Genomic DNA, 22,932 nt, shown 5'->3' with positions numbered 1-22,932 from the left:
GCCTGGGGATCAGTCTGGGGTGCGGAAGGCGGTGCGGAAGGCGGGGCAGGTGCGGCGGGCACTGCGGGGGCGGCCTCCGCCGCGCCCGTACCCGCACCCGCACCCGCACCGCTGCCGCCGGCCGCCGGGGCGTTCCATCCCCCGGCGGACCTCGACGCGTCCGGCGAGAGCCGGGTCTGCGGCGGCAGTACGTTCTCGGCGGCCCCCGGGGACCACAGCGGCGCCGTCGGCTGCGGCGCGGTGGGCACGTGCTCGGCCTTCCACTGCAGCCGGTAGCACTCGACCTGGTCCGCGCAGGCGGTGCGGGCGTGGAAGATCGCGCTGCCCTCGCCCAGGTCGGGGTACCAGAGGTTGGGGCCGGGGAAGCGCACCGTCCGCATGCGGGGCTTGATGGGTTCCGCGCAGCCGATGCAGCAGCCGGCCGGCACGCACAGTCCCGCGCCCTCCTTCTGCGCGGCGGCGCGGGGGCCGATCTCGCCGCGGTACTCCCCGTTGCCGCAGGGCGGCAGTTCGCCGCAGGTGCGGCAGACCGCGTAGTGCTCCGGCAGGACCTGCCAGCCGTGGCTGATGGGCGCGCACCAGTGCTTGGGCGCGGAGCGCGGGTAGTTCTCGTTGCGCAGGACCAGCACCACGGGCCGCTTGTAGAAGTCGGCCCGCTCGGGGGGCTGCGCGTTCAGCCGCCCGTTCATCCGGCGCAGATCCTCCGAGTGCCGCCACAGTTCGAGGTGCTCGCGCCAGGCCTGCTCGTAGGAGAGGGGCCAGGGGTGGTCCCGGTACTCGTCGATCTCCAGGATCCGCCAGGGCTGCCGGTCGAAGACGACGACGTGCCCGCTCCTCAGGCGCAGGTGCGTACCGTTGTCGCCTTCCTTGGGCCAGTCGATGCGGCCGACGCGGGTGGGCTGGTCGGGGAGCCCTTCGCGAACATGCATGCCACGCTCCTCGGCAACGGGACAACTATGGTCAACATGGAGCACTTTCCATCATTCTGGATCATTTCGGACCTTTAGCCGTTCAGACACGCGCACGCCCGCCGCCTCGCCCGCCCCGCTCCGCAACCTTCGTGACGTGCCGTCAGCCGGCCCCCGCGCGCGGTGCCCGCCCGCGGTGCCCGCCCGCGGCGCCGGACCGCGCCAACGCCGGGTGACCCCGTGAGTATTAACCTTTTGCCTGAGATTCCCCGCGAGTGGTTGGCTGCCCGCCATGAGGCCCGTGACCGAGAAGGACATCCGCGCGTCGTTCGTCAACTGCTCCAAGGGCGAGGCCAAACGCATGGCGCTGCCGCGCGACCTGACCGAACAGCCCTGGGACGACCTGGACTTCCTCGGATGGCGCGACCCCGCCACCCCCGGCCGCCGGTGTGTCGTCGTCGAACGCGGCGGCCTGCTCACGGGCGTGGCGCTCCGCTCCCCCGCCCGGCAGCCGGGCCGCACCCGCCCCGGCGGCGGCATGTGCTCGCTGTGCCTGACCACGCACCCGGCCGACGGCGTGGCCCTGATGGCCGCGCCCAAGGCCGGCCGGGCCGGGCGCGAGGGCGACTCGGTCGGGCTGTACATGTGCGCCGATCTGGCCTGCTCGCTGTACGTGCGCGGCAGGAAGGTCCCCGACGGCGGCGGACGCCTGGAGGAGTCGCTGACGGTGGAGGAGCGGGCGGAGCGCACCAGGGCCAACCTCCTGGCCTTCCTCGACCGGCTCCACGCGTGAGCATCGGCCCGGAGCAGCTCGCGGCCGTCGCCCTCCTGGCCGTGGTCGCCCACGGCCTCAAGGGCCTCACCGGCTTCGGGCCCGCGACGCTGTTCGTCCCGGTGGCTTCGCTGCTGTTCGGCCAGCCGACCGCGGTGGCCGCCTCCGGGGTCCTGGACGCCACCTCCGGCGCGGCGCTCACCGCCGCGGACCGGAGCGTCCGCCGGGGCCGGGAGGGCCTGCTGACCGGCGCGTTCATGGCGGCGGGGACGGCCGCCGGGGTGGTGGCCCTGACCCGTGTACCCGAGGCCGTGGCCGCCGCCGCCCTGGTGCTGGCGGTGCTCGCCGGCCTGGCGGCGGTGGTGGACGCCGGGCGGCGGGGCCCGGTGGGCGAGTCCCGGCCGCTGGACGCCCGTGACGGGGCGGCCGGACTGCTGGCCGGGTTCGTCGGCGGCCTCACCGGCATCGGCGGGCCGCCGCTCGTCGTCCACCTCCAGCGCGTCCTGACCCCGCACGACCTCAGGGCCGTGGTGACGCGAGTCCTGCTGGTGGCGGCCGTGGTGCGGGTCGCCACGTTCCTCGCCGTCGGCGACGACGCACAGGTCGCGGACGCGCTGCTGCTGGCAGCGGTGTGCCTGCCGCCGCAGCTCGCCGGGCTGCTGGCCGGCACCCGGCTGGCCCGCCGCGTCTCCCCGGCCCGCCTGGCGGCGGTCAACGGCACGGTCGTCGCCGCCTCCGTCCTGCTCGCCGCCCTGGGCGCCCTGCTGTAGCGCGTCCTGCCGTGGTGCCCGGACGGGCGCCGGGGGCGACGAACCGTTCCTCCGCCGCCCCCGGCGCCCGGCGCCGGGACGCCCGCCGTGCCGGCTAGATCAGGCCCTGCGCCACCATGCCCTGCTCCACCAGCTCGAAGCCGGCGATGTTGGCGCCGGCCACGTAGTCGCCGGGGCGGTCGTAGCGCTCGGCGGTGGTGTGGCACAGGTTGTGGATGTGCCGCATGATCTCGGTCAGCCGGGCCTCGGTGTGCTCGAAGGACCACGAGTCGCGCGAGGCGTTCTGCTGCATCTCCAGGGCGCTGGTGGCCACACCGCCGGCGTTGGCCGCCTTGCCGGGGCCGAACAGCACGTCGGCCTCGCGCAGCACGCGCACGCCCCCCGGGGTGGTGGGCATGTTCGCGCCCTCTCCGACCGCCTGCACGCCGTTGCGCACCAGCGTCGCGGCGTCCTTCTCGTCCAGCTCGTTCTGGGTGGCCGAGGGCAGCGCCACCTCGCACGGCACCTCCCAGACCCGGCCGCCGGGGACGAAGCGCGCCCCGCCGCGCTCGGCGTACTCGGACAGCCGGCCGCGCTCGTCGAGCTTGACCTGCTTCAGCAGCTCCAGATCGATGCCCTTCTCCGCCACGACGTAGCCGCCGGAGTCGGAGCAGGCGATCGGGACGGCGCCGAGCTGCCGCGCCTTCTCCATGGCGTAGATGGCCACGTTGCCGGAGCCGGAGACGACCACGCGCTTGCCCTCCAGGGTCTCGCCGCGCGTCTTGAGCATCTCCTCGGTGAAGACGACCAGGCCGTAGCCGGTGGCCTCGGTACGGGCCTGCGACCCGCCCCACAGGACGCCCTTGCCGGTCAGGACGCCGGCCTCCCAGCGGTTGGTGATCCGGCGGTACTGGCCGAAGAGGTAGCCGATCTCGCGGCCGCCGACCCCGATGTCGCCCGCCGGGATGTCCGTGTACTCACCCAGGTGGCGGTACAGCTCGGTCATGAAGGACTGGCAGAAGCGCATGACCTCCGCGTCCGACTTGCCCTTGGGGTCGAAGTCGCTGCCGCCCTTGCCTCCGCCGATCGGCATGCCGGTCAGGGCGTTCTTGAAGGTCTGCTCGAAGCCCAGGAACTTGATGACCCCCAGGTTGACGGACGGGTGGAAGCGCAGACCGCCCTTGTACGGGCCGAGGGCGCTGTTGAACTCCACCCGGAAACCGCGGTTGACGTGGGTCTTCCCGGAGTCGTCGCTCCACGGGACGCGGAAGATGATCTGCCGCTCAGGCTCGCACAGGCGCTCGATGAGAGATTCGTCCAGCAGCTCGGGGCGCCGGGCGAAGACCGGTTCGAGGGATTCCAGGACCTCCCACACGGCCTGGTGGAACTCCTTCTCGCCGGGATTGCGGTGCAGTATCCGGTCGTAGATCTTCTCGATCACGCGTACTCCTAGAAGGTGCGGCTCCTGTTGTTCCGCCGGTTCCGCTGACCCCTGCGGAACCCGTGAAACGCATGACGCCGAGCACCCCCATGGAGATCGGGTGCTCGGCGTCTTCGTCGACGTGGCGGACTTCAAGCGTGACACGCCTCGGCCGCGGATTCCTCCCGGGGTGCCCCGGGTACCCCGGCCCGGCGGCCGGAAAACGGTGCGGCGGGGCCGCCCGGGCGCCGCCACGGGACACAGGACCACCTCAGACCGGAACGATATGGACATCATGGGCGTTCATCACCTGGAGATACGCCTCGATATCGCCAGGGTCACTGGTGAAGACCACCGCACTGCCGTGCCGGACGGCCGACAGCGCCACCAGCGCGTCCACCGCGTCCGGACGCTTCCTCGGCGGGAGTTCCGCCTTCCCCAGTGCCGCGCCGATACGCTGCCAGTCGGCGAGATCCGGTCCCGTCGCGCAGGTGATGCACGCCGTCTGACCGACCTCGGTGGGACGCATAGCCGGCTCAGAACCGCGCGCCTGCGGGACCGTACAGCCCTTCAGCGCCGAAGCCAGCGCGTGGACCGTCGCCGGACTGGGCCGCCACACCTGAGCCAGCACCGGGCCGGGTACCACGGCCCGGTGCGGCGCCTCCCCCATGGCGGCGTGAAGGCGTGCCGCCTTCGCCTTGCGGTCGGCCAGCGCGATGAGCATTCCGGTGTCGTACACCGGCACCCGTGCGGTCACGCCGCGTTCCCGGGGGAACTGTCCGCCCCGGTGGTCGCGTCGCCCCCGAGAACAAGCCCCACGGCTTCACGCACCTCCCGCCGCTCCGCCTCGGTGAGATCGTCGTCGCCGGGCTCGGGAGGCGCGGGCAGTTCGGCGGCCTCCGCCTCGGCCGCGGCGATCACCGCGTCGATGTGGGAGAACTGGGCCTCTATAGCCTCGGTCTCCGCCATCTGCCGCGTGGCGGCGTTGACCAGGTAGGCGGAGACGTCCATCCCCGCACGCTCGGCATGGGCCCTGATGCGCTCGGCATGCTCGCTGTCCAGGCTGATGCTGATCCTCGTCTTGGCCATGAATGCATTGTATGACGCGTATTACGCCCTGCTTCGTGTTCCCCTCGGCCCCGACCGGTGACCGCCGCCCAGGACTACAAACGCTCCGGCTGGTAAGGGATTCGACGTCTTCGGCGTCTTCGGCGCGCGTGCGCGGGCGCCCGCGCGGGAAGCGGGGTACGAGCGCCCGTGCGCCGCGCGGCGCTCTTGGACGAGCGGAGAGAAACCATTAGGTTAGCCTCACCTAATTTGACGGTCGTTCAGGCGGCCCGGGCAAGCACCCGGAGGGAGGGGACATGAGCGCTTCCGACGGCGGCTGACGCCGCGCACCGGACGACCGCACCGCCTCCCCGACCGTGCCGCACCAGCGAGGTAGAGCCCGTGTCCATCGTTCTCCCGCCCTCCGCCGCCCCGCGCTCCGCCTACCCCGCCGAGGTCCTGCCCGAGCCGGTCCGCCGACGCCTGCTGGAACTGGCGGAGGGCGAGGCGCCCGTCTCCGCCTACCTCTACGACGGCCGGGCCGCCGCCGCGCGCGCCCGCGAGCTGCGCGCCGCGCTGCCCGGGTGGGCGGCCGTCCACTACGCGGTGAAGGCCAACTCCTTCCCCGGCGTCGTACGGGCGCTGGCCCCGTACGTGGACGGCTTCGAGGTCGCCTCCCGCACCGAGCTGGAGCTGGCCCTGGCCGCGCTGCGGGAGCGGGACGGCCTCGGAGGCACGCCGGACTCCCCCGCCTCCCCGGTCCCCGTCGTCGCCGCCGGGCCCGCCAAGTCCGTGCCCGTGCTGACCGCCCTGGTGCGCGCCGGGGTCGAGGCGATCAACGCCGAGAGCCTGCTGGAGCTGCACCGCGTCAGCCATATCGCCACCGCCGAGGGCACCACCGCCCGGGTGGCGCTGCGCGTCAACCCCGCCGCCGGGCCCGTCTCGGCGCGGGCCTCCGGTTCGCTGCGCATGGGCGGGCGGCCGTCGCAGTTCGGGGTGCCCGAGCCCGATGTGCCCGGGGTGCTGGAGCAGGCGCTGCGGCTGCCGGGCCTGGACGTCACCGGCTTCCACGTCCACGCCGCCTCCAACAACCTCGACGCCGAATCCCAGGCCGCCCACCTGCGCCGTTGTGTGGAGTGGAGTGCGGCGACCGCCCGGAGGCACGGTGTGGACCTGCGCATGGTGGACGTCGGCGGCGGCATAGGCGTGGCCTTCGAGGAGCTCGCGGGCGAGCGGCCCTTCGACGTCTCCCGCTTCGGCGAGCTGGTCGCGGAGTGCGAGCCGCCCCCGGGGGTGCGGGTGGTCCTGGAGCCGGGCCGCTTCCTGGTGGCCGACTGCGGCTGGTACGCGGCCGAGGTCACCGACGTCAAGCACAGCTACGGCACCGCCTTCGCCGTGCTGCGCGGCGGCATCAACCACTTCCAGCTCCCCACCTCCTGGGACCTGGTGCACAACATCGCCGTCCTGCCCGTCGACCGCTGGCCCGACGGCCTGCCGCGCCCGGAGGCGGCCGGTACGCGCGTCACCGTCGTCGGCGAGCTGTGCACTCCGGAGGACACCCTGCTGCGCGATGTGCGGGTGGACCGAGTCCGAGCGGGGGATCTGGTCGTTTTCCCCTACGCGGGCTCCTACGGCTGGGAGTTCGCGATGCACGGCTTCCTCGGCCATCCCGTCGCGGAACGCCACCTGCTGTGACCACCGACCGCCCCCGGAGACGGCCGCCGGGCCGTACCGCCGAAGCCTTCCTCCCGACGGAGCGACGCAGTAACGGAGCGACAACGCCATGACCGTGCCCACCGCACCTCCGACACCGGCCGCCGGGGCCGCCGGCTCCGCGGCCCCCGGCTCCGCCGCCGCGCCCACCGGGCGGCCGGCGTGACGGGCCGCGTCCGCGCGGCGGAGGCGGGTTCCCCGGCGCCGGACGTGCCGGGTGCCCGGGACGGCGGCGGCCGGGCCGAGGCGCTGCGCGCACTCGTCGACGGGTTGCTGGCGTCCGCCGCCCGCACCGGTACGGAGCCGCCCGGCACCGCCCCGCTGTCCGGCTCCGTGGACGGCCCCGGCGCCCTGGAGCCGCTGCTGCGCGCCGCGCTCGCGGCGCTGGAGGAGGGCGCGGCCCGGCGCGGCGGCCCCGTACCGGCGCTCGAACCCGGCGAGCTGGCCGCGCGCGTCGCCGGGGAGTACGCGGCGGCCCGCGGCGAGGAGGCGCTGCCCCGGCTGACCTCGTTGCTGGCGTACGGCAGCGCCGATCCGGCCGATCCGCTGTGCGCGGCCCATCTGCACTGCCCGCCGCTGGCCGTCGCCGTCGCCGCCGACCTGGCCGTATCCGCCCTCAACCCCTCGCAGGACTCCTGGGACCAGGCGCCGGCCGCCACCACCCTGGAGACGCTGCTGCTGGCGGAGCTGGCCGGGCTGGTGGGGTACGGCGAGGAGGCGGCCGGGGTGCTGACCTCCGGCGGCACCGAGTCCAACCTGATGGGCCTGATGCTGGCCCGCGACCGGGTGATGGGGCGCGCGTCGGGGCGGCAGGTCGAACTGGAGGGCGTGCCGCGGGGCGGCCCGCGCCCCCGCGTGTTCACCTCCGCCGCCGCGCACTTCTCCGTACAGCGCGCCGCCGCGCTGCTGGGCCTGGGCGAGGACGCGGTGGTGCCCGTCGGCATCGACCACGCCCAGCGCATGGACCCCGGCGCGCTGGCCGGCGCCCTGGAGCGGTGCGCGGACGCCGGCGAACTGCCCGTCGCCGTCGTCGCCACCGCCGGGACGACCGACACCGGCACGGTCGACCCGCTGCCCGAGTGCGCGCGCCTGGCCGCCGAGTACGGCGCCTGGTACCACGTGGACGCGGCCTACGGCGGCGGCGCGCTGCTGTCGGACCGCCTGGCCCCGCTGCTGGACGGCGTCGAGCTGGCCGACTCGGTCTCCCTGGACTGGCACAAGCTGGGCTGGCAGCCGGTCGCGGCGGGCGTCTTCCTCGTCCGGCGCGCGCGGACGTACGCCTCGCTGGCCCGCCGCGCGGTCTACCTCAATCCGCGCGACGACGAGGAGGCCGGCTACCCCAGCCTGCTCGGCCTGTCGCTGCGCACCACCCGCCGCGCGGACGGCTTCTCCATCGCCGTCACCCTGCGCACCCTGGGCCGCGAGGGCCTGGGACGGCTGGTGGACGCCTGCCACGACCTCGCGCTGGCCGGGGCGGCGGCGGTACGCGCCCACCCCCGGCTGGAGCTGCACGCCGACCCGGTGCTGACGGCGTTCCTCTTCCGCTACGTGCCGCGCGGGCACAGCGATCCCGAGCACAGCGATCCCGAGCGGATCGACCGGATCAACGCCGCCCTGCGGCGCAGGCTGCTGCGCGAGGGCCGTGCGGTTGTCGGCCGCACCGAGCTGCCGGGCGAGGGGCCGGGCCGGGTGCGGCTGAAGCTCACCCTGCTCAACCCGCACGCGACGCCCTCCGACGTCGAGCGGCTGCTGGACGCGGTCGCCGAGGCGGGCCTGGCGGAGGAGCGGGCCCATGAGGAGGCCGGCGAACAGGCCGGGGAGGAGTCCCTGTGAGCCCGGACCCGCTGGGCGGAAACCCGCCCGCGCCCGACGGCCGCCCGTACGGCCCCGGCCCGTACGGCGGTCACCCGTACGGCCCCGACCCGCTCGACCATCCCGATCCGCAGCGCGCCGCCGGCGCCGCCGCGGCCGAGCGGCTGCTGCGCGCGTACGTCCGCGAGACCGGCACCGAGGTGCCGGCCGCCGGGCAGTCGCTGCATCTGGTGCTGCCGCTGAGCAGGATGACGCTGCGCGTCCCGGTGCGCTACCGGTCCGCGGCCGGCTGGCACCGCTTCGGCGAGGTGCGCGTGGTCACCTCCGAGCAGGGCGGCAGCCTGCCGGCCGACATCGCGCTGGCGGCGGCGGGGCTGGTCCGGGAGTACGCGCTGCGGCGCGGCCGCTCCCTCCTGGACGGCGGCGACGCGGTGGCCCGGGTGCTGGACTCGGCCCGCCGTACCGCCGTCCATCTGGCCCGGCGCCGCGCGGAAGCCCCGGGCACGGCCGGCCCGACACCGTTCCTGGACGCCGAGCAGGCGCTGCTGCTGGGCCATCCCCTCCACCCCGCGCCCAAGAGCCGCGGGGAGGCGTCGGACGCCGAACTTCAGGCGTACTCACCGGAGTTGCGCGGCTCCTTCCCGCTGCACTGGTTCGCCGCGCACCCGGACGCGGTCGTCGGCGAGAGCGCGGACGGCCGCCCCGTCGCCGAGCTGCTGCGGTCCCTGGCGGCCGGTGTGGAGGTGCCCGCCGGCACGGTGCCGGTGCCCGCCCACCCCTGGCAGGCCCGCGAGGCCGTACGCCGCCCGGAGACCGCCGCGCTGCTGGAGGCCGGGCTGCTGCGCCCGCTGGGGCCGGCCGGTCCCGCCTGGTACCCCACCTCCTCGCTGCGGACGGTGCACCGGCCGGACGCGGAGGCGATGCTGAAGCTGTCGCTCGGCATGCGGATCACCAACTCCCGCCGCAACAACCTCCGCGGCGAGCTGCGGCTGGGGGTGCGGGCCGCGCGGCTGCTGGCCGCCGGATCACCGGACCGTCCCGGGCCGGGCGGGTGGCTGCGCGCCGAGCACCCGGAGTTCGGCATCCTGCGCGACTTCGCCTGGGTGTCGGTGGGCCGCGGCGAGGGCTCCCCGGAAGCGGGGCCGGAGACGGGCCTGGAGACGGCGATACGCGACAACCCCTTCCGGGGCACCGGCGGCGGGACCGGCGGCGGGACCGGCGAGGCGCTGTGCGTGGCCGGTCTGCTGGCCGAGCGCACCGGCCCCGGCGACGGCTCCCCGCCGCCGTACCGCTCCGCGCTGTGCGAGGCCGTGGAGCGGGCCGCCCGCGCCCACGGCGTCCCCACCGCCGAGGCGTCCGAGCGCTGGCTGCTGCGCTACCTCGACGTGCTGGCCGTCCCCCTGATCCGCCTCCAGGCCCACCACGGGATCGCGCTGGAGCCGCACCACCAGAACACCCTGGTGGTGCTGGGCGCCGACGGGCTGCCGGTGGCGGGCCGCTACCGCGACAGCCAGGGCTACTACGTCGCCGCCTCCCGCGCCGCCTCGCTGGAGCGGCTGGTGCCGGGCCTGTACGAGGGGGTGGAGCTGGTCTTCGAGGACTCCTTCGTCGACGAGCGCGTCGCCTACTACCTGGGGATCAGCAACCTGCTGGGCCTGGTGGGCGCGTTCGGCTCGTTCGGCCTGGCCCGCGAGGAGCGCCTGCTGCGCGTGCTGCGCGGCGCGCTGGAGCGGCTGCGCGCCGCCGAGCCCGGCGCCAAGGGCCTGCTGGAGCTGCTGCTGGACGCCCCGTCGCTGCGCTGCAAGGCCAACTTCCTGACCTGCGTGGACGGGCTCGACGAACTGGTCGGCGACGTCCACACCCAGTCCGTCTACATCGACCTTCCCAACCCCCTCGCGGAGGCACAGCGGTGACCGACCACTCCACCCCGCCGCACGGCGTGTACGACCTCGTCGGCGTCGGCATCGGCCCGTTCAACCTCTCCCTGGCCGCGCTCTGCGACGGCGTGCCGGGACTGGACACCCTCTTCCTGGACCGCCGCCCCGCCTTCTCCTGGCACCCCGGCCTGCTGCTGGAGGGCACCGTCCTGCAGGTGCCCTTCATGGCCGACCTGGTGACGATGGCCGACCCCACCAGCCGCTGGTCGTACCTGAACTACCTGCGCGAGCACGGGCGGCTGTTCCCGTTCTTCTTCTCCGAGCGCTTCCACATCCCGCGCCGCGAGTACGACCACTACTGCCGCTGGGTCGCCGATCGCCTGCCCTCGTGCCGCTTCGGCGCGGATGTGACGGCGGTGGAGTGGGACGCCTCGGCCGAGGCGTTCGCCGTCACCCACCGGCCCTCCGGCGCGCCTTCCGGCGGGGGCCGGGACGGCGGCCGGGAGGAGCGCGTACTGGCCCGGCGGGTCGTGCTCGGCGTCGGCACCACCCCGGTCGTGCCCGAGCCCCTGCGCCCCCTGCTCTCGCCCGCGCACGCCGGGCGCGTACTGCACAGCGCCGACTACCGCACCCACCGCGCCGCCCTCGCCGGGAGGGACGACGTGACGGTGGTCGGGGCGGGGCAGTCCGGCGCCGAGGTCGTGCTCGACCTGCTGCGGCACCAGGACGGCGAGGGGCGCGGCGGCCCGTACGTGCGCTGGCTGGCGCGCACCCCGGCGTTCGCGCCCATGGAGTACTCCAAGATCGGCCTGGAGCACTTCACCCCGGACTACGTGCGCTACTTCCGCACCCTGCCCGAGACCGTCCGCGACCGGCTGGTGCGCGAGCAGTGGCAGCTCTACAAGGGCGTCAGCGAGCACACCCTCGGCGAGATCCACGACGAGCTGTACGAGCGGACCATCGGCGGCGGCCGGCCGCGCGCCGACCTCCATCCGGGCGTGGAGATCACCGCCGTGCGCCCCGTGGAGGACTCCGAGGGCCGCGGCTACGTACTGGGCTGCCGCCACACCGGGCAGGGCACGGAGTTCGAGGTGCGCACCTCGGCGGTCGTCGCGGCCACCGGCTACGCCGCCGTGCGCCCGGCCTGCCTGGACCCGCTGGACAAGCTCGTCGACTGGGACGCGCGCGGCCGCTACCGCGTCGGCGGCGACTACCGCGTCGCGCTCGACGAGAGCGTCACCGGCGCGCTGTACGTGCAGAACGCCGAGATGCACACCCACGGCGTGGGCGCGCCCGACCTCACCCTGGGGGCCTGGCGGGCGGCGGTGATCCTCAACTCCGCCGCCGGGCGCACCGTACTGCCCGTGCCCGACCGGGCGGCCTGGACGACCTTCGGCGCGCCCGAGACCGGGGCGCGCGAGCCCGGGGCGCGCGAGGCCGGGGCACGCGCCGGGGAGGCGGCCCGGTGAGCACCGTCCCCCGCGAAGCCTGGCGGGAGGCCGGGCGCAGACTGCTGACCAGGGCCGTCGAGGAGTTCGCCTACGAGGAGCTGCTCGTCCCCGAACCCGACCCCGCCGCCTCCCCCGACGCGTACCGGCTGGACCTGGGCGGCGGGGTGTGCTGGACGTTCCGCGCCGCCCGCGGCTCCTTCGGCACCTGGCGCCTGGTCCCCGGCACCCTGCGCCGCCGGCCCGCGCCCGGCGGCGTCACGGGAGAGGAGGAGGGTGAGGAGGCCGGCCCGGAGCGGCTGCTGCTCGACGCCCGCTCGGTGCTGGGCTGGGACGGCCCGACCACCGCCGAGGTGCTGCGCGAGCTGACCGCGACCCGCCGCGCCGAGGCCCACGTCATATCCCGCGACCTGCCCGCCGCCGAACTGGCCGACCTGGACCACCTGGAGCTGGAGTCCCACCAGGACGGCCACCCCTGCATGCTGCTCAACAAGGGCCGCCTGGGCTTCTCCGCCTCCGACGCCGCCGCCTACGCCCCCGAGGCGGCCGGCGAGGTGCGGCTGCGCTGGGCGGCCGTCCACACCACCCTGGCCTCGTATTCGGGGTATCCGGGCGCACCGGGCCTGGACGCGGACGCGCTGCTGGAGCAGGAGCTGGACGCGGCCGTGCGCGAACGTTTCACCGCCGTCCTCGCCGAGGCCTGCGCCCAGGGCCCCCACTCCCCGGGCGACTTCGTCTGGCTGCCGGTCCACCCCTTCCACTGGGACGAGGCCGTGGCCACCCTCTTCGCCCCCTACCTCGCCGACGGCCGGATCGTCCCCCTCGGCGAGGGCCCGGACCGCTACCGGCCCCTGCAGTCGATCCGCACCCTCGCCAACCTCGACCACCCCGGCCGCCGCAACGTCAAGGTGCCCCTGCTCATCCGCAACACCCTGGTGTGGCGCGGGCTGGCCACCGAGCCGACCGAGGCCGCGCCCGACGTCAGCGCCTGGCTGCACGCCATACGCGACGGCGACCCCTACCTCCGCGACGAGCTGCGCTTCCACCCCCTGGGCGAGGTGGCCTCCGTCGCCGTGCGCCACCCGCTGTACGAGTCGGTGACCGACGCCCCCTACCGCTACCACGAGCTGCTGGGCGCGGTGTGGCGCGAGCCGGTGACCGCCCTGCTGCGCGAGGGCGAGAGGGCCCGCACGATGGCCGCCCTGCTCAAGACCGGCTCGGACGGCAGGGCGCTGGTGGCCGAACTGGTGGAACGTTCCGGCCTGCCCCCGCGCGCCTGGCTGGCCCGCTTCCTGGCCGCCCTGCTGCCGGGACTGCTGCACTGCCTGTACCGCCACGGCATCGCCTTCTGCCCGCACGGCGAGAACACCGTGCTCCTCCACGACGCCCGCGAGGTGCCCGTCGGCATCGCGCTCAAGGACTTCGCCGAGGACGTCAACCTGCTCCCCGGCCGCCGCCCCGAGTACGCCGGGCTGCCACAGCGCGCCGACGCCGTACTGCTGCGCTGGCCGGCGCACGAGTTGGCGCACTCGCTGCTGAGCGCCGTCTTCGCCGGCCACTTCCGCTTCCTGGCGCCCCTGGTGGAGGAGCATCTGGGCGTCCCCGAGGCGGACTTCTGGTCCCTGGTGCGCGCCGAGGTCGGCCGCTACCACGCCCGCTTTCCCGAACTCGCCGACCGGTTCGAGGAGTTCGACCTGCTCGCCCCGTCCTTCGACCGGGTCGCCCTCAACCGCGAGCAGCTGCTGGGCGGCGGCTTCCACGACCGCGCCGAACGCGACGAGGGCTTCGACGTCGTCCACGGCACCGTCCCCAACCCCCTGGCCGACGCGGAGCCCCTCACCGAACCGTCCGCGGCAGCCGTGCCCGCCGCTTCCACCGAGGAGTCCAGTTGACCGACCCGTACGAGCGGCTGCGCGCCGAGGCCGAGGCGGGACGCGTGGAGGAGGTGGTCGTCGCCGTACCCGACCTCCAGGGGCGGCTGATGGGCAGCCGCCTGTCCGTGCCCTACTTCCTTCAGGAGGCCGCGCGCGACGGTTTCGGCGCCTGCGTCTACCTGCTCGCCACCGACGTGGAGATGGACACCGGCCCCGGCTACGCCATCGACGCCTGGGACAGCGGCTTCGGCGACTTCGTCCTGCGCCCCGACCCGGCCACCCTGCGCACCGTCCTGCCCTGGGACGAGGGCACCGCCCTCGTACTGGCCGACGCGGTGTGGCCCGGCGCCGGCCCCGAGCACGATCCCGGCCTCGCCCCCGAGCCGGTCGCCGTCGCCCCCCGCCACGTCCTGCGCACCCAGCTCGACCGGCTGGCCGCCCGCGGCCTGACCGCGTACGCCGGCACCGAGCTGGAGTTCCTCGTCTTCACCGCCTCCTACCGGGAGGCCTGGGAACGCCGCTACACCGGCCTGCGCCCCGCCGCCCGCTACAACACCGACTACTCCCTCCAGGGCCTGGAGGAGGTCGAGCCGGTCGCCCGCCGCATCCGCCGCGCGATGACGCGCGCCGGGCTGCGGATGGAGACCGCGCGCGGGGAGTGCCACCCGGGCCAGTACGAGATCGTCTTCCGCTACGACGAGGCGATGGCCACCTGCGACAACCACGTCCTGTTCAAGGACGGCGCCAAGCGGATCGCCGCCGCCGAGGGCGCCTCGCTCACCTTCATGCCGAAGTTCGACGAGGGCGAGGGCAACTCCTGCCACATCCACCTCTCCCTGCGCGGCGCCGACGGCACGCCCGTGCTGGCCGACCCTTCCGCCGGCGACGGCATGTCGGAGCTGATGCGGCACTTCGTCGCCGGACAGCTCGCCTGCCTGCCCGACCTGGCCCTGCTGATGGCGCCCAACGTCAACTCCTACAAGCGACTCCAGCCCGGCGCGTTCGCCCCGACGGGTGTCGCCTGGGGCCGCGACAACCGCACCTGCCCGATACGGGTGGTGGGCTCGGGCCCCTCCCTGCGCATCGAGCACCGCGTCCCCGGCGGCGACGCCAACCCGTACCTGGCCGTCGCCGCCGCCGTCGCCGCCGGGCTGTACGGCATCGACAACCGCCTGCCCCTGCCGCCGGAGCACACCGCCAACGCCCTGGCCGACCCGTCCGTCCCCCGCCTGCCCGCCACCCTCACCGAGGCCCTGCACCGCTGGGAGAACAGCGGCATCGCGGCCGAACTCTTCGGCAAGGAGACCGTCACCCACTACGCGCGGGCCGCCCGCGCGGAGCTGTCCGCCTTCGAACGCGCGGTCACCGACTGGGAGCGCGTCCGCGGCTTCGAGCGCCTGTGACGCTCAGCGACGCCACGAGGCCTGCCGGACTGCACGTCTGTCGATGCTTCCCGGAAGGGCAGGTGGGGAAGATTTCACAGAATGCACAACAGGCACCGCAAGGGGTCGTTACAGTCTGACCGCACGTCCGTGCCTTCGCGGTCGCCGGCCGATGGGGAGAGGTCCGGCGGGGCGGTCCGCCGACCGCCGGGAGAAGCGGACGGCGACCGAGCACATCGCCGGATCCGGGGGGATCACATGGAGATCGAACTCGCCGATGCCGTCGCCGCCGTGCGCGACGGCCTGATGGAGGCCGCGTCCCGCGGCGCGGGCCAGGACATCGCCTTCGAGGTCGGACCGATCGAGATGGAGTTCCAGGTCGAACTCCGGCAGGAGGTCCGGGGGAAGTCGGGCCTGCGCGCATGGGTCCTCACGGCCGGCGCCGAGGGCGCCCTGTCCCGGGACCGCGGCCACCGTGTGGCCTTCACCCTCACCCCCCGCCGGTCCGACGGACGTGCCGTACTGGTCTCGTCCGAGGGCGAGACCCCCGGCCCCCCCGAGGCGTTCCCCGAGGGTGCGACGCGCTCTCACAGGCGCTGACTCCCGGCACTGAATCCCAGCACTGACAACGGACAGATCCCCTCCCTCCGGTCGTCGGGCCGGAGGGAGGGCACGGATACGCCGCCGAGCGGTGGATAGGCCGGGGGATGGACAACGTACGCGTGGTACAGGTGTCGACCGCTGAGAAAACCGCTGAGGGATGGGGCTCCGGATACGAGATCCTGCCGGGCCTCGTCCTGACCGCCGCTCACGTCGTGGGGCAGACGGGTGCTCCGGTCCGGGTGCGCAGACAGGGGGAGGAGCCCACACACGAGGGACAGGTCGAGTGGCGCGGCATGCCCCTCGGTGCGTATCCCCACGATCCGGGAGGGCGGCACGACCGGGGGGTCGACGCGGCCCTGGTCCAAGTGCCCGACTGGAACAAGTCCTCCGAAGACCGGCGGTTCGCACCGGACCGACCGCGCTGGGGACGTATCGTCGGGGAGCGGGACCGCGTGGAGTGCCGCGTGTGGGGGTTCCCGTACGCGGAACACCGTCCGGGGGAGAGCACCCAGATCCTCGGCACGATCAATCCGGGCAACGGCTTCATCGGCGGCACGTACGTGGTCGACTGCGACACCACCCCGCCGCCTCCGGCCGAGGGCTCACCGTGGCGGGGTGTCTCCGGGGCGGCCGTGTTCTGCGGAGACCTCCTGACCGGCGTCGTCTTCGCCGAACTGCCGGGTCACCGGCCCGCCCGGCTGGAGGCGGAGACGGCCACCGCCCTGCTCCGGGCGGAGGGTTTCCTGGACACCGTCAACCGGTACGGGCCGCCGGGCATCCATGTCCTCAAGCCCGTCGAGTACGCGGAGTTCGCCGATCGGGACCACGGTCCCGGCCTGGTCCAGGCTCCCTCCTCGGTCATCGAACTGCTCCACCCCGCCCGGGGGATCGTCCCCTTCGGCGGGCGTGACGGACAACTGGCCCTCCTGCGCGAGTGGTCACGGCGCCCCGGACCGGGAGCGGCCCTGGTCCATGCTCCCGGCGGCCGGGGGAAGACCCGCCTGGTTCTGGAGTTCTCCCGCGAACTGGCTTCGGGAGAGGAGGACTGGGCGGTTCTGTGGCTGGGCTCCAAGGGCGTCACCCCTGGTGACATCCGCCGGATGCCACCGCCCACAGTGCCGCTGCTCGTGGTGGTCGACGGCGCCGACGGCCACGTGGAGGAGGCCGCGGCCGCGGTGGAGTTCGCCGCTCGGAACCGGGGGGCCCGGGTCAAGGTCGTGATGACGGCACGGTCGGACGACTGGTGGAAGGACCGGCGGAGGAGCGAAGCGTCCCTTCCCGTAGCGACCCTCATGCGGGGAACACTGACCATCCCTCTGCCTGATCTGGAGACGGACGCCGAGACACAGCGGCGCTCGTACCAGGAGGCCGCCCTCGCGTTCTCATCGGTCCTGGAGCACATGCCCGGCTGGGAGCGCACCGACGAGGAACTCCCCTCCTGGAAGAACCTGGCCGAAGGGCTTGCCCCCGTCGAACCCGGCGAACACCTCGGCTCCCCACTCACCTTGCACATGGCTGCTCTGGTGAGCCTCCTCGACGCTGCCGGCTCCAGAAGACCGTCGCCCTCACCCGTCGCCGGGTCCGGCGACAGCACCGTGGAGGTGGAGGAACAACTGCTGGCTCATGAGCAGTCACACTGGCTGCGCGTGGCCGCCTCGCACGGGGTGAGCCAGCCCTTACTGTCGGAGGACGCCCTGTTCGACGCGGTGGCGGGAGCGGTCGTGTTGTACCCGCAGGACCAGAGCCAGGCCGGTACGCTCGCCCAGCGTGTACCCGATCTGTCGGACCTGAGGAAGAGCCAGATCCGCTCGGTGCTCTCCTGGCTCCGGGCCGTCCTCCCCCCTTCGGGCGGCAGTCTCGTCGGTGACCTCCAACCCGACCGGCTGGCCGAGCACTTCGTCGGCGTCCGTATGAACCTGAAGAACTCGGAGCTCGCCGACGGTCTCCTGTCCGGTGCCACGCCGGACCAGGCCGCCCGGTTCCTCACCCTCACCACCCGCGCGGCGGTCCGCGGCATCCTCGACAAGGAGCGTCTGACCGACTGGTGCCTCCGCCATCGGCATGTTCTGGTGCTCCCCGCGATCGACGTGGCCACCAGAGTGGAGGAACCCGAGCCGCTGCTGGATGCGCTCACGGCGATCACCGAAGACCCCGGCACACCCTTGAGCGACCTGGAGGACCTGGCCGAGCACTTGCCCAGGAGCTCGCACAACCTCGCCCCCTGGGCCCTGCGACTCCACAAGCGGATCGTCCAGAGCCACCGCGATCAGGCCGACAACACCCCGGAGCGCCGGGCACGGCTCGCCGTGGCCCTGCGGGAGCTGGCCAAGCGAATGGGTTCCATGGGTCAGCACAAGGAGGCCCTCGAGACGAACCAGGAAGCCATCGGCCTGTGGCAGGCCCTGCCCGATCACCTTCCGGAGCGCCGGTCCGAGCTGGGCGCCTGCCACAACAACGCGTCCATGTGGCACAGCGCGCTCGGCCAGCGGAAGGAGGCGCTCCAGGCCGCCCGTACAGCCGTCGCGCTGATGCGTGAGGAGGCCCACCCCGAGAATCCGGTGGCACTCGACCACCTGTCGCGGGGGCTGACATCGCTGGCCTCGGCCGAGAGCAGACTCGGCGACCACCGGGCCGCCCTGCGGATCGCCGAGGAGTGCGTGAAGATCCGCCAGGACCTGTGCGACCGATACGGACGGAACGAACACTCGGTCTCCCTCCTGGCCGACGGCCTGCAGGACAAGGCCGGTTACCTCGTGGAACGCGGCCTTTGGAAGGAAGCCCTGAAGGCCGCGGAAGAGGCCGTCGCCCTCCACAAGGAACTGGCCGCCGACAATCCCGACGCGTTCCGGCCCGGTCTGGCCCTGGCACTCACCACCCTCTCGAGCGCCGCCCGGCTCATGGGGCGCAGGGACCGGGCGCTGGAGGCCGTCCGCGAGGCCATCGCCATCCGCAGCAAGCTGAGCGATGCCCGACCCGAGGCGTACCGGGCCGACCTCGCCAACACCCTCAACGCGCTCTCCATCGACCTGGCGGAACTGGGGTTGCGCGACGATGCGCTGGCAGACGCCAAGAAGTCGGTGGCCATATACCGTGAACTGGCCGCCGAGTACCCCCAGGCTCATGCGTACGACCTCCCCCTGTCCTTGAACACCCTGGCCAACAGCCTGCTCGGTCACGAGCGCCCGGACCTGGCTCTGGAGGCCGCCGAGGAATCCGTCGGAGGGTTCGAGGGACTGGTCGAGGAGCACCCGGGCGCGTTCCGCTCCGAGCTCGCGATGGCCCTCATCACCCTCGATCAGTGCCTCGAAGGCGTGGGCAGGCTGAAGGACGCCCGCGACGCTCTGGAGAAGGCCGCGTCGATCTACCGGTCACTGGTCGCCACCGATCCAGCCGCATTCCGTCCGGGCCTGGCCACCTGCCTCAACAACCTCTCCGCGCTGCTGCTCCGGACCGGGGAGCTGGAGGAAGCCCTGCGCACCGTCGAGGAGGCTATCGACATCAACGCCCGGCTGGCACGGGGGAAGGCCGCCGCCTTCGCGGACGTCCTCAACAAGAACTGGCTGGTCAAGTACAACTGCCTGGTCGGCCTGGGGCGGCTCGCGGAGGCGCTGGCGGCGGGGGAGAAGGCCGTACGCGGACTGCGCTCCCTGGCCAGGTCCGCACCCGAACGGTACGAGGCCGACCTGGCGATGACCGCCTGCTCCACCGGAATCCTGCTGCAGTTCGCGGGACAGCCCGAGCGTGCCCTCCGCCGGTTGAAGGAGGCCGTGGAGGTAAGCCGTCGGCTCGTGGGCCGCGATCCCGTCCGCCACCGCCATCTGCTCGCGGAGCACCTGGAGAAGTACGGCGACCAGCTGTTCGCGCTGGGCCGGCTCAGGCAGTCCCTCGCGGTCGCCGAGGAGGTGCTGGAACTCCGCCGCGAGGTGCTGGAGCATCAAGGCAACGACGCCACCCCGCCCACGCAGGTGCAGGCGCAGGTGGCCCAGGCGGCGCTGATATTCGGGAGTCGCCTGCTGTACTGCGGTCGCCGGGCCGACGCCCTGCCACCGAGCCAGGAGGCCGTGGAAAGGTTCGAGGCACTCCACGCGGACGCCCGGGACACATACGCCGCGCCCCTGGCCTCGGCCCAGTCCCAATTGGCCACCCTGCTCTTCTCCGCCGGAGACGGCGGGGCCGCTCTCGAAACCGGCGCCCGGGCTGTGGACGTCAGCCGCTCGGTGGCCGACCCGGACACGACTGCCTTCGCCACCGCGGCGGCGTTCTCCGCGTACGGCATGATCGCGGCCGAACTGGGCGAGGAGAACGCCCTGGACCTCCTGGGAGAGGCCGCCGGTCGCTGCGAGGCCTGCGCGGAGCCCGCCGGGCCGGCCGGCAAGATACAACTCGCCCAGACACTGATGAACTTCGGACAGCATCTGGCCGCGGTCCCCGAACGGCACCCGGAGGCACTCCAGGCCTCGGAGAAGGCCGTCACCATCCTCCAACCCCTCGTCGACGCCTTCCCCCTGCTCCGCTCGGCCATGTCCATGGCACTGGCGAACCACGGCCTCCGTCTCGCCGAGGCCGGGCGGGCGCGAGAGGCTGCCGACACCACGCAGAAGGCTCGGGAACTGGCCCAGCTGCTCGCACGCCAGGACCACCTGGCCCACCGGGACGCACACGCCCGGGCCCTCTCGGCGTTCGCCCGCGCGCGGCTCCTGACCGGGGACCGCTCCGACCTCGCCAGGGAGGCGGCGGCCGAGGCCGTGGCCCTGCTGGAGCGGATCGCGCGGGACGAGGAGGCCGCGACCGAGCCGTACCTGCGCGAAGCGCGGGACACCTACGACCGCCTGCGGCAGTAGAAAGTCCTGAGGCACCGATGCCCGTCCCTCCGCGCCGAACACGTCGACCGGTAGCTCACGACCGGAGCCGGGCCCGCCAGGGGCGGGTGACGGTCCGGGTGTAGGCGCGGTGGGCGGGGTGGCGGGCGGCGTGGCGGAGCTGCCAGTCCAAGGCGGTGCCGAACTCCACGCCGGTGTGCGACACGGCGCCGCACACATCGCAGGTCATGCGGTACGTGGCCGGGGGCGCGTCGGGAGCGGTGTCCGGTTCGCCGGTCCAGCCCGCCGTGTCCGGCTCGGCACGCAGACGGCGGAACATCACGGAACGCCGCCTCCCGGCCCCTGCCCTAGCCCCGGCACGGGGTCCTGCGGCACGGGCCGCAGGGAGATCTCCCACAGGCACTCGGCGCCCGTGTGGCTGTAGACCACCGCCCTCCCGGCGCGCAGCAGCCGGTGGGTGCGGTCGGCCGCCGCCTCGTGCCCCCAGGCCAGGAACCGGGCGGCGGCCCCGGGATCATCGGGGCCCAGGCTCGCCGCGATCCGCACCGCGCGGTCCCCCGCCCACCACTGGACCTCCCCGGCGTGCGCCGAGAAGCAGTCCCCGAGGTGGAACATGCGCGGCCGGGGCGTACGCAGGTAGGCGACGGCCTCGGCCCGGTACGCGGCGGGCCACCGGCCGCTCATCCGCCCTCCCCCGCAGGTGAGTCGAGCAGCACGGTGAACCACACCCACTTGCCGCCGGGCACGCAGGTGTAGCCCATGGCGTCGGCCGTCTCCCGCAGAAGCCACAGCCCCCGCCCGCGTTCGGCGTCCCAGTCCGGCACCTGTACGGCGGGGGCCCGGCAGGAGCGGTCGTACAGCCGGACCAGGGCCGTGCCCCGCCCCTGCCGCACCTCCAGCCGGCACCGCCGGTCGGCCACATGCCTGCACACGTTCGACAGCAGCTCCGAGATCCCCAGCCGCGCCGTCTCCATCGCCGCCCGGTCCCCGCCCATCGCCCGCACCGCCGCCGCGACCTCACGCCGCCACACCTCGATCTCCCGCGCCTCGACGGTTATCTCCCAGGCGAAGCTGTGCCGTTCCTCAGTGACTCGTGCGGGGATGGCCATGGAGAACCTCCGGCAACGGAAGGTGCACGCCGAGTACAGCGGCATCCGAGAGAGCGTTCTATTACTCAGAGAACGCGATCAGTGACGGAAAGTATGCTGACAGGCGTCAGAGCTAGGAGTCAAGAACTTGCTTGGCAACTTGCCAAGGCAGTGCCTTGCCGCTCCTCAGGGCGAGAAGTCGGTAGTGTCCCCGCTTGACCAGAGCTGCCTGTCAGCCTTCCCCTCAACCGAGTTGGAGCATCCATGGCCGTTGTCACCGGTGGGAGCCCACTCGCCGCACGGCGCAGGCTCGGGTCCGAACTGCGCAAGCTGCGTGATCGGCACGGGCTCACGGCCGAGGAGGTCGGCGGCCACCTGAACTGCCACATCTCCAAGGTCAGCCGTCTGGAGTTGGGTAAACGAGCCTGCTCGAAGAAGGACTTCGACTCCCTGATGGACTTGTACGAAGTCGATGACGTCCGGCGCGAGGAGCTACGGCAGTTGATGCTCCGAGGCAACCAGCGGGTACCTCCCTGGTGGCAGGCCTACAACGACGTACTCAGCGCCAACTACGCCGAGTTCCTGTCCTACGAAGCCGAGGCGACACACTGTCGCGAGCATCAACCGCTGTTCATTCCGGGCCTGGCGCAGACGGCCGACTACGCACGCGCGGTCACGGACAACGGAATCGCCGCTCTCGGTCCTGACCAGGTGGATGTCCTGGTCGAGGTCCGCATGCGACGACAGGAACGCCTGCGTGGGAAGGACCCGCTACGCGTGGACCTGTTGATCACCGAAGCGGCCCTCCGGCTACAGGTGGGTGGCCCGCAGGTCATGATCGCCCAACTCGACCACCTGCTGTCCGTCTCCGCGCTGGAGAACGTCTCCTTGCGCGTCATCCCGTTCACGGCAGGCGAGAGAGGTGCCAGCACCGGAGCCTTCACTCTCTTCACGCTGGGGGACGACTCGGACGCGGATGTAGTCTTCACCGAGTCGGCGGACGCCAGAACAGGTTTCCGGGACGACCCGCTGTCCCTCCGCCGACTGACCCGTTTGTTCGGCAACCTGTCCGCTGCGGCGCTGTCGGCAGACGACAGCGCCGAGTTCGTCGAACGCGTCAAGGGAGAGTTGATCGCCAATGGCTGAGTCGGCCATCTTCCACGAAGCTGACCTCAAGACCGCCACCTGGTACAAGAGTTCGTACACCGCCGGCGACGGCAACTGCGTGGAGGTGGCGGAGATACCCGGCGCCGCCGGCATCGCCGTACGCGACTCCAAGAACCTGGGCGTCCCCCCGGCCCGTGTCTCCCGCCCCGCCTGGGCGGCGTTCCTCTCGGCGGTGGCGCGGGGCACGGCCCTCACCAGCTAAAGGGCAAGCGAACCCCGGAAAGAGCGCTGTCGGAGGCTCCGCGCGGCCCC

At 73.5% G+C, this 22,932-nt stretch carries 19 protein-coding genes; 12 read left to right on the top strand and 7 right to left on the bottom strand.

Annotated features, from left to right (window positions below):
- A partial coding sequence (locus tag L7D48_RS03845) for a hypothetical protein (RefSeq protein ID WP_237877376.1) occupies positions 1–929 on the bottom strand: 929 nt, incomplete at its 3' end.
- Positions 930–1,200: 271 nt separating this feature from the next.
- Here L7D48_RS03845 and L7D48_RS03840 point away from each other — a divergent pair.
- Both L7D48_RS03840 and L7D48_RS03835 read left to right on the top strand, forming a co-directional pair.
- A complete protein-coding gene (locus L7D48_RS03840; RefSeq protein WP_237877374.1) occupies positions 1,201–1,701 on the top strand; it encodes an FBP domain-containing protein in 501 nt (166 codons plus the stop codon).
- Positions 1,698–2,450: a sulfite exporter TauE/SafE family protein gene (locus tag L7D48_RS03835; RefSeq protein WP_237877372.1), complete on the top strand. Its 753-nt coding sequence runs from the start codon at positions 1,698–1,700 to the stop codon at positions 2,448–2,450. The genes L7D48_RS03840 and L7D48_RS03835 overlap by 4 nt, the downstream gene beginning before the upstream one ends.
- Positions 2,451–2,544: 94 nt before the next feature.
- On the opposite strand, the gene gdhA is transcribed toward L7D48_RS03835, so the two are convergent.
- The 3 genes from gdhA to L7D48_RS03820 form a co-directional block, all read right to left on the bottom strand.
- Positions 2,545–3,870, bottom strand: coding sequence for an NADP-specific glutamate dehydrogenase (gdhA, locus tag L7D48_RS03830; protein ID WP_237877370.1), 1,326 nt, complete (start codon positions 3,868–3,870; stop codon positions 2,545–2,547).
- A 250-nt stretch (positions 3,871–4,120) separates the two neighbouring features.
- A complete protein-coding gene (locus L7D48_RS03825) occupies positions 4,121–4,606 on the bottom strand; it encodes a hypothetical protein (RefSeq protein WP_237877368.1) in 486 nt (161 codons plus the stop codon).
- A complete protein-coding gene (locus L7D48_RS03820) occupies positions 4,603–4,938 on the bottom strand; it encodes a hypothetical protein (protein WP_237877366.1) in 336 nt (111 codons plus the stop codon). Before L7D48_RS03820 ends, L7D48_RS03825 begins: the two co-directional genes overlap by 4 nt.
- A 360-nt stretch (positions 4,939–5,298) precedes the next feature.
- On the opposite strand from L7D48_RS03820, the gene L7D48_RS03815 reads away from it, so the two are divergent.
- From L7D48_RS03815 to L7D48_RS03780, 8 genes are all read left to right on the top strand, one after another.
- On the top strand, positions 5,299–6,591 hold the full coding sequence (locus tag L7D48_RS03815; RefSeq protein ID WP_237877364.1) for a type III PLP-dependent enzyme: 1,293 nt from the start codon (positions 5,299–5,301) through the stop codon (positions 6,589–6,591).
- Between the two features lie 288 nt (positions 6,592–6,879).
- A complete protein-coding gene (locus tag L7D48_RS03810) occupies positions 6,880–8,442 on the top strand; it encodes an aspartate aminotransferase family protein (RefSeq protein ID WP_374490944.1) in 1,563 nt (520 codons plus the stop codon).
- Complete coding sequence (locus tag L7D48_RS03805) at positions 8,439–10,334, top strand: IucA/IucC family siderophore biosynthesis protein (RefSeq protein ID WP_237877363.1); 1,896 nt, start codon at positions 8,439–8,441, stop codon at positions 10,332–10,334. The genes L7D48_RS03810 and L7D48_RS03805 overlap by 4 nt, the downstream gene beginning before the upstream one ends.
- Positions 10,331–11,767 (top strand): lysine N(6)-hydroxylase/L-ornithine N(5)-oxygenase family protein, encoded by a 1,437-nt coding sequence (locus L7D48_RS03800; RefSeq protein ID WP_237877361.1) that lies wholly within the window; start codon positions 10,331–10,333, stop codon positions 11,765–11,767. Before L7D48_RS03805 ends, L7D48_RS03800 begins: the two co-directional genes overlap by 4 nt.
- Positions 11,764–13,638, top strand: coding sequence for an IucA/IucC family siderophore biosynthesis protein (locus L7D48_RS03795; protein WP_237877359.1), 1,875 nt, complete (start codon positions 11,764–11,766; stop codon positions 13,636–13,638). The genes L7D48_RS03800 and L7D48_RS03795 overlap by 4 nt, the downstream gene beginning before the upstream one ends.
- Positions 13,635–15,023, top strand: coding sequence for a glutamine synthetase family protein (locus L7D48_RS03790; protein ID WP_237877357.1), 1,389 nt, complete (start codon positions 13,635–13,637; stop codon positions 15,021–15,023). Before L7D48_RS03795 ends, L7D48_RS03790 begins: the two co-directional genes overlap by 4 nt.
- Before the next feature lie 237 nt (positions 15,024–15,260).
- A complete protein-coding gene (locus L7D48_RS03785; RefSeq protein ID WP_237877355.1) occupies positions 15,261–15,602 on the top strand; it encodes a trypco2 family protein in 342 nt (113 codons plus the stop codon).
- A 107-nt stretch (positions 15,603–15,709) separates the two neighbouring features.
- Positions 15,710–20,446: a tetratricopeptide repeat protein gene (locus tag L7D48_RS03780; protein ID WP_237877352.1), complete on the top strand. Its 4,737-nt coding sequence runs from the start codon at positions 15,710–15,712 to the stop codon at positions 20,444–20,446.
- A gap of 55 nt (positions 20,447–20,501) precedes the next feature.
- Here L7D48_RS03780 and L7D48_RS03775 read toward each other — a convergent pair whose 3' ends face one another.
- The 3 genes from L7D48_RS03775 to L7D48_RS03765 are packed head-to-tail and all read right to left on the bottom strand — an operon-like array spanning position 20,502 to position 21,534.
- Positions 20,502–20,747, bottom strand: coding sequence for a hypothetical protein (locus L7D48_RS03775; RefSeq protein WP_374490933.1), 246 nt, complete (start codon positions 20,745–20,747; stop codon positions 20,502–20,504).
- Positions 20,744–21,109: a hypothetical protein gene (locus L7D48_RS03770; protein ID WP_237877351.1), complete on the bottom strand. Its 366-nt coding sequence runs from the start codon at positions 21,107–21,109 to the stop codon at positions 20,744–20,746. Before L7D48_RS03770 ends, L7D48_RS03775 begins: the two co-directional genes overlap by 4 nt.
- A complete protein-coding gene (locus L7D48_RS03765; RefSeq protein WP_237877349.1) occupies positions 21,106–21,534 on the bottom strand; it encodes an ATP-binding protein in 429 nt (142 codons plus the stop codon). Before L7D48_RS03765 ends, L7D48_RS03770 begins: the two co-directional genes overlap by 4 nt.
- Positions 21,535–21,777: 243 nt before the next feature.
- Between L7D48_RS03765 and L7D48_RS03760 the strand changes: the two genes are divergently transcribed.
- Together L7D48_RS03760 and L7D48_RS03755 are read left to right on the top strand one after the other, a co-directional pair.
- Entirely contained in the window at positions 21,778–22,659 is an 882-nt protein-coding gene (locus L7D48_RS03760) for a helix-turn-helix transcriptional regulator (protein ID WP_237877347.1), read from the top strand.
- Positions 22,652–22,882 carry a DUF397 domain-containing protein gene (locus L7D48_RS03755; RefSeq protein ID WP_237877345.1) on the top strand — a complete coding sequence of 77 codons (231 nt, stop codon included), beginning with the start codon at positions 22,652–22,654 and terminating at the stop codon, positions 22,880–22,882. The genes L7D48_RS03760 and L7D48_RS03755 overlap by 8 nt, the downstream gene beginning before the upstream one ends.
- The last annotated feature ends 50 nt before the right edge of the window (positions 22,883–22,932 follow it).

Origin of the sequence: Streptomyces sp. ICN903, assembly GCF_022015835.1 — a bacterium.
GTDB classification, from domain to species: domain Bacteria; phylum Actinomycetota; class Actinomycetes; order Streptomycetales; family Streptomycetaceae; genus Streptomyces; species Streptomyces fenghuangensis.
Note: the sequence above shows the minus strand (reverse complement) of the source record. Positions and strands in the feature narration are given on the sequence as shown.